General features: G+C 43.0%; 6 protein-coding genes and 3 pseudogenes. 5 read left to right on the top strand and 4 right to left on the bottom strand.

The window, feature by feature from the left end:
* Nucleotides 1–24: 24 nt before the first annotated feature.
* Together CYK16_RS01260 and CYK16_RS11020 are read left to right on the top strand one after the other, a co-directional pair.
* Nucleotides 25–1,569 carry a peptide chain release factor 3 gene (locus CYK16_RS01260; protein ID WP_001025437.1) on the top strand — a complete coding sequence of 515 codons (1,545 nt, stop codon included), beginning with the start codon at nt 25–27 and terminating at the stop codon, nt 1,567–1,569.
* 889 nt (nt 1,570–2,458) lie between these two features.
* Nucleotides 2,459–2,701: pseudogene (locus CYK16_RS11020) on the top strand (accessory Sec-dependent serine-rich glycoprotein adhesin); the annotation flags it as partial.
* A gap of 428 nt (nt 2,702–3,129) precedes the next feature.
* Here the strand turns inward: CYK16_RS11020 and CYK16_RS10835 are convergent.
* Nucleotides 3,130–3,513 carry a hypothetical protein gene (locus tag CYK16_RS10835; RefSeq protein ID WP_142374666.1) on the bottom strand — a complete coding sequence of 128 codons (384 nt, stop codon included), beginning with the start codon at nt 3,511–3,513 and terminating at the stop codon, nt 3,130–3,132.
* Between the two features lie 145 nt (nt 3,514–3,658).
* On the opposite strand from CYK16_RS10835, the pseudogene CYK16_RS10970 reads away from it, so the two are divergent.
* A pseudogene (locus CYK16_RS10970) lies at nt 3,659–5,917 on the top strand (sialoglycan-binding domain-containing protein); the annotation flags it as partial.
* 629 nt (nt 5,918–6,546) lie between these two features.
* On the opposite strand, the gene CYK16_RS11015 reads toward CYK16_RS10970, so the two are convergent.
* Nucleotides 6,547–6,792 carry a hypothetical protein gene (locus CYK16_RS11015; protein WP_142374665.1) on the bottom strand — a complete coding sequence of 82 codons (246 nt, stop codon included), beginning with the start codon at nt 6,790–6,792 and terminating at the stop codon, nt 6,547–6,549.
* Nucleotides 6,793–7,075: 283 nt separating this feature from the next.
* Here CYK16_RS11015 and CYK16_RS11010 point away from each other — a divergent pair.
* Nucleotides 7,076–7,369: pseudogene (locus tag CYK16_RS11010) on the top strand (hypothetical protein); the annotation flags it as partial.
* Nucleotides 7,370–7,449: 80 nt separating this feature from the next.
* Here the strand turns inward: CYK16_RS11010 and CYK16_RS11050 are convergent.
* Complete coding sequence (locus CYK16_RS11050; protein WP_463606929.1) at nt 7,450–11,604, bottom strand: hypothetical protein; 4,155 nt, start codon at nt 11,602–11,604, stop codon at nt 7,450–7,452.
* Between CYK16_RS11050 and CYK16_RS11000 the strand changes: the two genes are divergently transcribed.
* Nucleotides 11,603–11,884 carry an LPXTG cell wall anchor domain-containing protein gene (locus CYK16_RS11000; RefSeq protein ID WP_274380348.1) on the top strand — a complete coding sequence of 94 codons (282 nt, stop codon included), beginning with the start codon at nt 11,603–11,605 and terminating at the stop codon, nt 11,882–11,884. The genes CYK16_RS11050 and CYK16_RS11000 overlap by 2 nt on opposite strands.
* Before the next feature lie 230 nt (nt 11,885–12,114).
* On the opposite strand, the gene CYK16_RS01235 is transcribed toward CYK16_RS11000, so the two are convergent.
* Nucleotides 12,115–13,371 carry an ISL3 family transposase gene (locus CYK16_RS01235; protein ID WP_101776515.1) on the bottom strand — a complete coding sequence of 419 codons (1,257 nt, stop codon included), beginning with the start codon at nt 13,369–13,371 and terminating at the stop codon, nt 12,115–12,117.
* Nucleotides 13,372–13,518 lie beyond the last annotated feature (147 nt).

Below are 13,518 nucleotides of genomic sequence, written 5' to 3'. Positions count from 1 at the left end.
TAGAGAATCAAAGAAAGAGAACTTATGAATATTCAAGAAGAAATTAAGAAACGTCGTACCTTTGCCATTATCTCTCACCCAGACGCGGGGAAAACAACCATTACTGAGCAGTTGCTCTACTTTGGGGGTGAGATTCGTGAGGCTGGTACGGTAAAAGGGAAGAAAACAGGGACTTTTGCCAAGTCTGACTGGATGGATATCGAGAAGCAACGTGGGATTTCGGTTACTTCATCTGTTATGCAGTTTGACTACGATGGCAAGCGCGTGAATATCCTAGACACGCCAGGGCACGAGGACTTCTCAGAAGATACCTATCGTACCTTGATGGCGGTGGATGCTGCGGTTATGGTCGTGGACTCTGCCAAGGGTATCGAGGCTCAAACCAAGAAATTATTTGAGGTTGTGAAGCACCGTGGCATTCCAGTCTTTACCTTTATGAACAAGCTAGACCGTGACGGCCGTGAGCCACTAGACCTCTTGCAAGAGCTAGAAGAAGTCCTTGGTATTGCGAGCTATCCGATGAACTGGCCAATCGGGATGGGGAAAGCCTTTGAGGGCTTGTATGACCTCTATAACCAACGCTTGGAGCTCTACAAAGGGGATGAGCGTTTTGCTAGCCTGGAAGATGGGGACAAGCTTTTTGGCAGCAATCCTTTCTATGAGCAAGTCAAGGATGATATTGAACTATTAAATGAAGCTGGGAATGAGTTTTCAGAGGAAGCAATCCTTGCTGGAGAATTGACACCTGTCTTCTTCGGTTCAGCCCTGACAAACTTTGGTGTGCAGACCTTCCTTGAGACTTTCCTCAAGTTTGCTCCAGAACCACATGGCCACAAGAAAACAGATGGTGAAATTGTGGATCCTTACGACAAGGATTTCTCAGGATTTGTCTTTAAAATCCAAGCCAACATGGACCCTCGTCACCGTGACCGCATTGCCTTTGTCCGTATCGTATCGGGTGAATTTGAGCGTGGGATGAGTGTCAATCTGCCTCGTACTGGTAAGGGTGCTAAACTGTCGAATGTGACTCAGTTTATGGCGGAAAGTCGTGAGAATGTGACCAATGCCGTGGCAGGTGATATTATCGGGGTTTACGATACCGGTACTTATCAGGTTGGGGATACTTTGACGGTTGGAAAAAACAAGTTTGAGTTTGAACCGCTACCAACCTTTACTCCTGAGATTTTCATGAAAGTTTCTGCTAAGAATGTCATGAAGCAAAAATCCTTCCACAAGGGGATTGAGCAATTGGTGCAAGAAGGAGCTATTCAGCTTTATAAGAATTACCAAACAGGTGAGTACATGCTAGGGGCTGTGGGGCAACTCCAGTTTGAAGTCTTTAAGCACCGCATGGAAGGTGAGTACAATGCGGAAGTAGTCATGAGTCCAATGGGTAAAAAGACCGTTCGTTGGATCAAGCCAGAGGACTTGGATGAACGGATGTCATCAAGCCGAAATATCTTAGCCAAAGACCGTTTCGACCAACCAGTCTTCCTCTTTGAGAATGACTTTGCCCTCCGCTGGTTTGCAGATAAGTATCCAGATGTAGAGTTGGAAGAGAAGATGTAACTCAGTACCAACAATTGGAACTGAAGTTCCTAATTGTTGGACGCTAGCCGCTATTTTGCGGTCTAGCTAACTGCCTTACTAACTCATCGGCGAAAAATAATCGTTTTCGCCTCTTCGTGTCGTAATGATAAGGGAGCAAACTAGCTAACTGCCTCATTAACTACGTTTGGCAAATGGAATCGATTTGCCAGACTCCGTGTAGTAACCTAACAATCGGTAACCTTTATGTTGGTTGATCTAAATATTTTAATAAGAAAAGTCCAGGGATGCTATCAATTCTTGGGCTTTTTCCTTGTGGCGAATTGCAAGTTGACTTGCCAAGTTTGATGTCTTGGTCTTGAATCAGTAGCTACTATAGCGCTTTATCCAAATCTCCTATGTAAGAAAATCCTGCGAATGTTATGACATTGTGGAATTTTTTGTAAGGGTTAGTGAGTCTAGCTACTTGACTTTCTAATAGTCAATTAAAATCAAAGTAAACCTTTTTTCTTGCCAGCCTGCTCAAAAAATATCCTAGTTAAACTATATATTTTGAAATTTACTATCTCTTAATTTTAATGAAAGTAGCGAAGGGTTCCTTGAATAACATACAATATATATGTCTATGCGAAGAAAAATGATGCTCTTTTTGATTTTAGATAAGCATCACGCATTCGTCGGCAAAAATAATGGATTTCTCTTTTTTATAGCCCAGTCAATGAGGGATTCGGTTTGATAGTATATTAACTGTAGTTGTCAATGGGACCTCCATGAAAAATCAAGCAGAAAATGCTTTTTTTTTTTAGCAAAATACACTACAAAATAAGTTGACTTAATATGATGATTTGTGTATAATAGGAACCGATTGTATTAAGCTAACTACTGTAGCACTTTTTGGAGGAAAAAATAAATGTTTTTCAGACGTCAAAAGGGTCAATATCGCGAAACTGATCGTGTGACTCGGTATAAATTGATTAAATCCGGTAAGCATTGGTTGAGAGCCTCAACCTCTCTTTTTGGCTTGTTCAAGGTTTTGCGTGGTGGTGTAGATACTACTCAAGTGATGACCGAAGTAGTAGAAGACCAAACAAATCAAGCCATTACAGGTCTTGATATTATAAGAGGTATTGCAGCAACAGGTGCCGTATTAGGTGGGGCTGTTGCTACTCAGACAAAAGTTTTTGCAAACGAAGCGGTAGCTCTTGAAAAAACGTTAGATAGTTCAGATGCTCTAGCAACGCATGATACAGTTGTTCTTGGCACAACTGCAAAAGTAGATGCTGAAAATTCGGCAAGTCAGTCTCATTCAGTAAGTGGGAGTGTATCTAGTTCAGAATCAGTTTCCACTAGTCTATCAGCTAGTGTTAGTTCTTCTGCTAGTATGTCAACAAGTGCTTCAGAAAGCGCATCAACTTCTGCTAGTGCCTCAGCAAGTACCTCTGTAAGCGCATCAACTTCTGCTAGTGCCTCAGCAAGTACTTCTGTAAGCTCTAGTCAGTCGATGGTGACGTCAGGTAATAGTGCACTTTCTACTACTGCTTCTGAGACTTCTGGAAAAGCAGAGTTTGTGTCAAAAGAAAGTCAGTTGGCTAAAGAAGAGTTATCTGCCTCTAAGCTAGGTGCTCCTGTATTGGAATCAGCTAAATTGGAAAAAGGTTTGGTTGACACGAATGCAGAAATAAGTAGTTTGGCAGGAGTGACTGCTGGTGCCATAGCAACATCGGAAGTTTCAGCTAAACAACAGGATGAAAATCGTAAGAAGTTAACCAAACTTTCAGCTGAAATGGGTGAGTACCTAGCAAAAGCGGTCGGTTTACCTAATAGTGATGCAGCTATAGCGAAAGTGAATGCTGCGGTGACTGCTATCGAGACAGCTCTTGCTAATCCTAAGGCAGATTTGACAGAAACTGTAAAACTAGCGACCTCTGCTCGTAATTCGATTGCTAATACTGTGTTGCGTGCCACTTCAGGACAACGTGATGTGCGGAATGGACAAGCGATAGAGAGAGGCTCTTCTCCTAGAGCCTCATTCTCTAGCCATGGTACGACAGCTTCAATTGCGTCTACTAATTATAATCCAAATACTAACGAAGTTGTTTGGCGTATCAATATGCACGCTAACAATGCCTTGCATCATGTAGGACTAATTGCGGATGTAGATTCCAATACGACGATTACTCGTGTAACCTTTGATGGTCAAAATATGGATAAACGTGGTGGTTCAAGAAATGAGTATGTCTATGATATCCGCCATGGTAAAGAAAGAAACCTAGAAGCAACGCTTGAGGTTCATGCCACTGTAAATAATCAGTCACGAACTGCAAGCTTGAACGCAAAAGTTGCTACAAGTAGCCAACCGTTTACAAGTGCAAATATTTCTGGTAATTATAGCAATTTAATGAGCTCAACTGTTCCAACTGGTAGTCGTGGAGGTAGCAGAAGTGCTCAACCAAGGGCGGTTTCGAATGCACCAACTATAACAGTTGGTAACGAGAATATGAGTGTGTATAATGATGATAATATCGAAAATGTTATCAGAATATCTAGAGGGAATTCTAAAACTAGTGTAAGGTTATGGGATAAGACAGCTTCTGACCCTATCCCAGGTGTTGATGTTGTAGGGCCTAATAAGGGCGTGCAAGGTTATTACGACAATATAACAGCTGCGCTTAAGGGAACTGTTGGGGACGGGACTGCATCTGCTACAGTCGGGAAAACATACTCTTATCAAGTTGGTGCTTCGAGTCCTAACAATGAACAGACATATAAGAATATAACTATCACAGTCAAAGGTTTCAACGAACGTAATAGTCCTGTCAGTGGCGATGCTGTTTCGGTTAGTAATCTAACAAATTTAAGTGAGGAAGAAAGAAATCAAGTGTTGGCTAACTTTAAAACGGCCAATGCTGATCTTGTTTCAGGTGCAGGATCAAGTGACTATAAAAAAGGACTTCAAGAAGGTTTAATCAATGTAGCTAGTAATGGAGATATTACTATTACTTATCGGGATAGGACGCAAGATATAGTCAAAGCAACCCTAGAGATGGAGAAGGAAATTCCTGATGTTTCTGTATCGGTTACACGTGATGGTGGAAAGACTGTTGCTCCAGAAAAAGGTACAGACGGCAACAATTATTACTATATCTATGCTGGTGATGATTTCAAAGTTGATATGACTGCGACTGATAACAAGGGTAAATTGAGAGAATTTAAACTTGTTGCACAATCAGATAATACAAGACCTGCTGAAGAGATGGCTAGAAACATATTTGGAGATGATAAATACGGTACTGGTTCGGCCACTTTTTTATCTGATTCTGATGGCGAAATTGTTGCGACTACAACTCAGCCTGCTCATATTACTGCTACAGGACACATGGAGGATGATTTGGCATTTTCCGATGGGAATCATTGGCGCAGAAATGCTGTCGCAACAGATAAGGCAGGTAACTATACTCAAGCTGGGGACGCAAATAAAGGGAACTTCTTTATCAAGCAACGTGCCTTGAATGAGCGCTATAAGCACGAACCAGAATTTAAAATAAAAAATCCAGACTTTACTCCTGTAGTAGATAAGAATCATCTCACAGAGAGTGAGATGAATGCTGTTAAGGAAGCTATCTATGCTAAAAACAACAAGGCAGCTTATCGTATCAGAGACATTGAAGTTCAGGTTAATGGTGCAGCAAAAATTGTCTATAGGGATGGAACAAAGAGTGATGAGATTCCACAGTCAGTAACAGTCAATGAACGTCCGAAATTGGAAATTACTTATGACAATCAGGCAACAAAAGAAATTTATCTTTATCGTAATGAGCCGGTCAATATTACCCTAAAAGCTACGGATGATTCTGGAAAAATCAGTTCATTGAAATTGACTAGAACGGATGGAAGTGGAGATGGTACTGGTAATGAACCTGCTGCTAACTATGGTGGTTTCACAGGTGTCACACGTTCTAATACCATCACTGCAACTACAGACCAAGCTAATGCTACGATTACTTTGACGGGTACTTTGGATAAAAGTATGCGAAAAGGGCAGTTTACTGAACGTAAGCTTGTAGCTACGGATAACCAGAGTACTCTAAATAAGACAGATGACAACTATGGTTATGTCAAATTTGTTGTTAAGGACCAAACCGATAAGTATACTGCGGTTGCTAAAGTGAGTACGCTTTATACTTATGTTGGTGAAAGAGCTAACGATTTGAATGATGCAGCTAACTTTGTTCAACTTGAAGGTGGGCAACCTTTACCTACAGGAGCAAGTGTCAGATGGACGAGTGGTATTGATAATTCGACTACTGGAACAAAGAGAGCTATTGCGCGTGTTACTTATTCGGATGAATCATTCGATTATGTAATGGTCAACTATGAGGTTTTGGCTACGATTGCCCCTAAAGGACCTGTGAATGATATTCAAGGTACAGCTCCCCATAATGACACAGTTTGGTATAGATATGTGAATAAAGAAGGAAGTGACGACTACCCACGTGGAGCTCGTCAAACTTGGCGAAATAATGGGCAACCAGTAGCAAGTTCACCAATTAATACCACTACAGTGGGACGACATAATCATCAGGTGACTTTTACTTACCCTGTAGGTCGGACAGGTGAAGGGAATACTGTTAAACTAAGTAAAACTGTTGATGTTGTCCATAATGTTTATAAATTTGAACCAAAGCGTTCGTATACTTTTACACAAAATAATACAAACGACTCAGACTTTCAACAAATTGTAACAAGTCCCAAAGAAGCTGTAATGGCAGCATCAGGGAATCCAGATTTTAATCCGACAGGAACTAATTATAGATGGGTTGATGATGCTCCGTCACTTAGTACTGTAGGTACCTTTACTAAACAAGTAGAGGTAGAACTTCCCGCAGATTCTACTGGATACAGAGCAAAACAGAATGTTTCGATTACGATTAAGGTTAATCCACAAGCACCTGAAATCGCAAATGATTCTGTGAATGAAAAGGGTGGCTTGCCAAACCCTCAAATCGTAGTAAATAACGTAACGCCAGGAGCAACAGTCACTTTAACGATTGGTAACCAAATCTTTACTAAAAAATCTACTGGAACAAGTGTGACATTTGGATCTTCTGATTTAAAACCTGTCACAGATACTAATAACGGCTTGTTGCCTATAGGAGACATTTCTGCCAAATCTACAGTTAATGGCTTAGATTCAACTGAAACGAGAACGACGGTTACTGCTGAGCGCGTTGCGCCAACTGTCACTTACACTGTTAAGGTTAACGGTGAGGAGCCTACAAGGGATAGTGAAGGACGATATATCTTTTATGCCGGAGATAAAATTCAAGTCACTTTTAGAGGTGCTGATAATAGTGGTAAACTAACGGAACTAAAATTAAATAAAAAAACTTCTTCTACTAGCATTGGAGCGTTAGATGACTTTTTCGAAAATAATCGCAACTGGGGTAGCGGTAGTGTAGGAAATATTACGACTTTAACGAGTACTGATAGAACTACAGTGACAGTAAATGCTGTTGCAAATAGTGATATGACTTGGAGAGCAGGGAATAAATTCTCTCGTGTAGTGACGGCCGTTGATCCAAGTGGTAATTCTGTTGAAAGTCCGTGGTTTGCCGTAGTACAAGGTAAGTTGGAGGAATTGTTCAAAAAACCGGGAATTTCTGTTACTGAAGTGAAGAATAAGAACAATCTAACAGATGATGATAAAGAAAATGTTAGGGAGAAAATTAGAGAAGCTCATGATAAGGTGACTCCAAGAGGTCATGATCGTATTTCAAGGATTGAAGTTGCTCCTAATGGTGTTGCAACGGTCTACTATAAAGATAATGCTAAAGTAGCGTCTGGTAGTCAACCGTACGAACCAACAGTTTATAAGCAAAATGAAACAGTTTCTGATAGAGTTTACAAATCAGAATCAGCCTCAACAAGCGCAAGTACGTCAGCAAGTACATCATCAAGTACGTCAGCGTCAACAAGTGCCGTAGCGTCTACGTCAGCTTCAACGAGCGCAAGTACATCAGCATCAACAAGCGCAAGCACATCAGCAAGTACGTCAGCTTCAACAAGCGCAAGTACATCAGCAAGTACATCAGCTTCAACAAGTGCAAGTACATCAGCAAGTACATCAGCTTCAACAAGTGCAAGCACATCAGCAAGTACATCAGCTTCAACAAGCGCAAGCACGTCAGCAAGTACGTCAGCATCAACAAGCGCAAGTACATCAGCAAGTACATCAGCTTCAACAAGTGCAAGCACATCAGCAAGTACGTCAGCATCAACAAGCGCAAGTACATCAGCAAGTACGTCAGCCTCAACAAGTGCAAGTACGTCAGCAAGTACCTCAGCAAGCACGTCAGCTTCAACAAGTGCAAGTACATCGGCTAGCACGTCAGCTTCAACAAGTGCAAGCACGTCAGCAAGTACGTCAGCTTCAACAAGCGCAAGCACGTCAGCAAGTACGTCAGCTTCAACAAGCGCAAGCACATCAGCAAGTACGTCAGCTTCAACAAGCGCAAGCACGTCAGCAAGTACGTCAGCTTCAACAAGCGCAAGCACATCAGCAAGCACGTCAGCTTCAACAAGCGCAAGTACCTCAGCAAGCACGTCAGCTTCAACAAGTGCAAGTACATCGGCTAGCACGTCAGCTTCAACAAGTGCAAGCACATCAGCAAGTACGTCAGCTTCAACAAGCGCAAGCACATCAGCAAGTACGTCAGCTTCAACAAGTGCAAGTACCTCAGCAAGTACGTCAGCTTCAACAAGCGCAAGCACATCAGCAAGCACGTCAGCAAGCACATCAGCAAGTGCGTCAGCTTCAACAAGCGTAAGTACCTCAGCAAGCACGTCAGCAAGTACATCAGCAAGCACATCAGCAAGTACGTCAGCTTCAACAAGCGTAAGTACCTCAGCAAGCACGTCAGCTTCAACAAGTGCAAGTACATCGGCTAGCACGTCAGCTTCAACAAGTGCAAGCACCTCAGCAAGTACGTCAGCTTCAACAAGTACAAGCACATCGGCTAGCACATCAGCTTCAACAAGCGCAAGTACATCAGCAAGTACATCAGCATCAACAAGCGCAAGCACATCAGCAAGTACATCAGCATCAACAAGTGCAAGTACCTCAGCAAGTACGTCAGCTTCAACAAGCGCAAGCACATCAGCAAGTACGTCAGCTTCAACAAGCGCAAGCACATCAGCAAGTACGTCAGCTTCAACAAGCGCAAGCACGTCAGCAAGTACGTCAGCTTCAACAAGCGCAAGCACATCAGCAAGCACGTCAGCTTCAACAAGCGTAAGTACCTCAGCAAGCACGTCAGCTTCAACAAGTGCAAGTACATCGGCTAGCACGTCAGCTTCAACAAGTGCAAGCACATCAGCAAGTACGTCAGCTTCAACAAGTGCAAGCACGTCAGCAAGTACGTCAGCTTCAACAAGTGCAAGTACCTCAGCAAGTACGTCAGCTTCAACAAGCGCAAGCACATCAGCAAGTACGTCAGCTTCAACAAGTGCAAGTACATCAGCAAGTACGTCAGCTTCAACAAGCGCAAGCACATCAGCAAGTACGTCAGCTTCAACAAGCGCAAGCACGTCAGCAAGCACGTCAGCTTCAACAAGTGCAAGTACATCGGCTAGCACGTCAGCTTCAACAAGTGCAAGTACATCGGCAAGCACGTCAGCTTCAACAAGCGCAAGCACGTCAGCAAGTACGTCAGCTTCAACAAGCGCAAGCACATCAGCAAGTACGTCAGCTTCAACAAGTGCAAGCACCTCAGCAAGTACGTCAGCTTCAACAAGCGCAAGCACGTCAGCAAGTACGTCAGCTTCAACAAGCGCAAGCACGTCAGCAAGTACCTCAGCAAGTACGTCAGCTTCAACAAGTGCAAGTACATCGGCAAGCACGTCAGCTTCAACAAGTGCAAGTACGTCAGCTTCAACAAGTGCAAGCACCTCAGCAAGTACATCAGCAAGTACGTCAGCTTCAACAAGCGCAAGCACATCAGCAAGTACGTCAGCTTCAACAAGCGCAAGCACGTCAGCAAGTACGTCAGCTTCAACAAGCGCAAGCACATCAGCAAGCACGTCAGCTTCAACAAGCGCAAGCACGTCAGCAAGTACGTCAGCTTCAACAAGCGCAAGCACATCAGCAAGTACGTCAGCTTCAACAAGTGCAAGCACGTCAGCAAGTACATCAGCAAGTACGTCAGCTTCAACAAGCGCAAGCACATCAGCAAGTACGTCAGCTTCAACAAGCGCAAGCACGTCAGCAAGTACGTCAGCTTCAACAAGCGCAAGCACATCAGCAAGCACGTCAGCTTCAACAAGTGCAAGTACATCAGCAAGTACGTCAGCTTCAACAAGCGCAAGCACATCAGCAAGTACGTCAGCTTCAACAAGTGCAAGTACCTCAGCAAGTACGTCAGCTTCAACAAGCGCAAGCACATCAGCAAGCACGTCAGCAAGCACATCAGCAAGTGCGTCAGCTTCAACAAGCGTAAGTACCTCAGCAAGCACGTCAGCAAGTACATCAGCAAGTACGTCAGCTTCAACAAGCGTAAGTACCTCAGCAAGCACGTCAGCTTCAACAAGTGCAAGTACATCGGCTAGCACGTCAGCTTCAACAAGTGCAAGCACCTCAGCAAGTACGTCAGCTTCAACAAGTACAAGCACATCGGCTAGCACATCAGCTTCAACAAGCGCAAGTACATCAGCAAGTACATCAGCATCAACAAGCGCAAGCACATCAGCAAGTACATCAGCATCAACAAGTGCAAGTACCTCAGCAAGTACGTCAGCTTCAACAAGCGCAAGCACATCAGCAAGTACGTCAGCTTCAACAAGCGCAAGCACGTCAGCAAGTACCTCAGCAAGTACGTCAGCTTCAACAAGTGCAAGTACATCGGCTAGCACGTCAGCTTCAACAAGCGCAAGCACCTCAGCAAGCACGTCAGCATCAACAAGTGCAAGTACCTCAGCAAGTACGTCAGCTTCAACAAGCGCAAGCACATCAGCAAGTACGTCAGCTTCAACAAGCGCAAGCACGTCAGCAAGTACGTCAGCTTCAACAAGTGCAAGCACGTCAGCAAGTACGTCAGCTTCAACAAGTGCAAGTACCTCAGCAAGTACGTCAGCTTCAACAAGCGCAAGCACATCAGCAAGTACGTCAGCTTCAACAAGTGCAAGTACCTCAGCAAGTACGTCAGCTTCAACAAGCGCAAGCACGTCAGCAAGTACATCAGCAAGCACATCAGCAAGTACGTCAGCATCAACAAGTGCAAGTACATCAGCAAGTACGTCAGCTTCAACAAGCGCAAGCACGTCAGCAAGTACATCAGCAAGCACATCAGCAAGTACGTCAGCTTCAACAAGCGTAAGTACCTCAGCAAGCACGTCAGCTTCAACAAGTGCAAGTACATCGGCTAGCACGTCAGCTTCAACAAGTGCAAGCACCTCAGCAAGTACGTCAGCTTCAACAAGTACAAGCACATCGGCTAGCACATCAGCTTCAACAAGCGCAAGTACATCAGCATCAACAAGCGCAAGCACATCAGCAAGTACATCAGCATCAACAAGTGCAAGTACCTCAGCAAGTACGTCAGCTTCAACAAGCGCAAGCACATCAGCAAGTACGTCAGCTTCAACAAGCGCAAGCACGTCAGCAAGTACCTCAGCAAGTACGTCAGCTTCAACAAGTGCAAGTACATCGGCTAGCACGTCAGCTTCAACAAGTGCAAGTACGTCAGCTTCAACAAGTGCAAGCACATCAGCAAGCACGTCAGCTTCAACAAGTGCAAGTACCTCAGCAAGTACGTCAGCTTCTGAGTCAGCGTCAGTAGTTACAAGTAAAGGATTGCCTGAAATCCATTCTAAGAGTGCTCTTGATATTGCTAGTGTAATTGCTTCTGATTCAATAAGTACTTCTGTATCTGAATCGGCGTCAGTAAGTACCTCAGTGTCTGAATCATTCTCAAGATTCTCAAGTATGTCAGTTCCGGATAGTACTGATAAACCAGAGTTTAGTTTGAGTGAAAGTGCTTCGCAGTCAACAAGTCTAAGCATGTCAATCTCAACATCGGTGTCTATGTCGACTTCAACAAGTACGTCACTTTCAAATGCAATTTCTGATAGCGCCTCAACGTCAAGCTCACTTGTAGGATCAAATGTTGATCATTCGACTTCACATGTAGGAAACGGTACGGGATTGATAGCTAAGTCAAGACAGCAATTGCCAAATACAGGTACAGAAGCTTCCAGAACATCTGCGCTTCTAGGAGCTTTGGCAGCTGTGACTGGTTTAGGTTTATTTGCGAAACGCCGTAAACGTGATGAGGAAGAATAAGTCTTGTTCTAGATAATCGAAATAGACTAATTAGGTTATCGTAAACCTCCAAAAGTTAAAAACTTTTGGAGGTTTTTAGTATACTGACATGTCGTGCATCTGAGGAAGATGGAGATGTTCCCAGTTGAAAGAGAAGAAATACATACAAACGTAAAAATACTAAAGGAAGACGTCAAGCTCTTTTGCTCCAATTTTAGGCTCTTTGTCAACTGTAGTGGGTTGAAGAAAAGCTAAGATCGAGAAAGGACGAAATTTGTCCTTTCTTTTTTGATATTCAGAGCGATAAAAATCCGTTTTTTGAAGTTTTCAAAGTTCCGGAAACCAAAGGCATTGCGCTTGATAAGTTTGATGAGATTATTGGTCGCTTCCAATTTGGCGTTGGAATAGGGTAGTTGAAGGGCGTTGACAATCTTCTCTTTATCCTTTAGAAAGGTTTTAAAGACAGTCTGAAAAAGAGGATGAACCTGTTTAAGATTGTCCTCAATGAGTCCGAAAAATTTGTCTGGCTCCTTGTTCTGAAAGTGAAAAAGCAAGAGCTGATAGAGATTATAGTGGTGTCTCAAGTCTTCTGAATAGCTCAAAAGCTTGTCTAGAATCTCTTTATTCGTTAAGTGCATACGAAAAGTAGGGCGATAAAATCGTTTATCACTCAGTTTACGACTATCTTGTTGAATAAGCTTCCAGTAGCGCTTGATGACTTTGTATTCATGGGATTTTCGCTCAAATTGATTCATGATTTGGACACGGACACGACTCATAGCACGGCTGAGATGTTGGACAATGTGAAAACGATCTAGAACGATTTTAGCACATGGAAAAAGCTGTTTAGCTAAGTCATAATAAGGACTAAACATATCCATTGTAATGATTTTCACCTGACAACGAACGGCTCTATCGTAGCGCAGAAAGTGATTTCGGATGATAGCCTGTGTTCTACCTTCAAGCACGGTTATGATGTTGAGATTATCAAACTCTTGTGCAATGAAACTCATCTTTCCCTTAGTGAAGGCATACTCATCCCAAGACATAATCTCTGGAAGACGAGAAAAATCATGCTTAAAACGGAAGTCATTGAGCTTACGGATGACAGTTGAAGTTGAAATGGCCAGCTGATGTGCAATATCGGTCATAGAAGTCTTTTCAATCAACTTTTGCGCAATCTTTTGATTGATAATACGAGGAATTTGATGATTCTTCTTGACGAGTGAGGTCTCGGCGACCATCATTTTTGAGCAATGATAGCACTTGAAACGACGCTTTTTAAGGAGAATTCTAGTAGGCATACCAGTCGTTTCAAGGTAAGGAATCTTAGAGGGTTTTTGAAAGTCATATTTCTTCATTTGACTTCCACAATCAGAACAAGATGGAGCCTCATAATCCAGTTTAGCGATGATTTCCTTGTGTGTATCTCTATTCACGATATCCATAATTTGGACATTAGGGTCTTTGATATCGAGTAGTTTTGTGATAAAATGTAATTGTTCCATATGAATCTTTCTAATGAGTTGTTTGGTCGCTTTTCATTATAGGTCATATGGGACTTTTTTTCTACACAAAAATAGGCTCCATAATATCTATAGAGGGGTACCCACTACAAATATTATAGAGCCAAAAAAGCAACGGATTTGCCGTTG

Source organism: Streptococcus oralis subsp. dentisani, from assembly GCF_002860905.1.
Lineage (GTDB): Bacteria > Bacillota > Bacilli > Lactobacillales > Streptococcaceae > Streptococcus > Streptococcus oralis_BA.
Note: the sequence above shows the minus strand (reverse complement) of the source record. Positions and strands in the feature narration are given on the sequence as shown.

What these genes read in the sequence shown, in the direction of transcription:
- CYK16_RS01260 (WP_001025437.1), top strand. Translation starts at nt 25, where the DNA reads ATGAATATTCAAGAAGAAATTAAGAAACGTCGTACCTTTGCCATTATC.
- CYK16_RS11000 (WP_274380348.1), top strand. Translation starts at nt 11,603, where the DNA reads ATGTCAATCTCAACATCGGTGTCTATGTCGACTTCAACAAGTACGTCA.
- CYK16_RS11050 (WP_463606929.1), bottom strand. Translation starts at nt 11,604, where the DNA reads ATGCTTAGACTTGTTGACTGCGAAGCACTTTCACTCAAACTAAACTCT.
- CYK16_RS01235 (WP_101776515.1), bottom strand. Translation starts at nt 13,371, where the DNA reads ATGGAACAATTACATTTTATCACAAAACTACTCGATATCAAAGACCCT.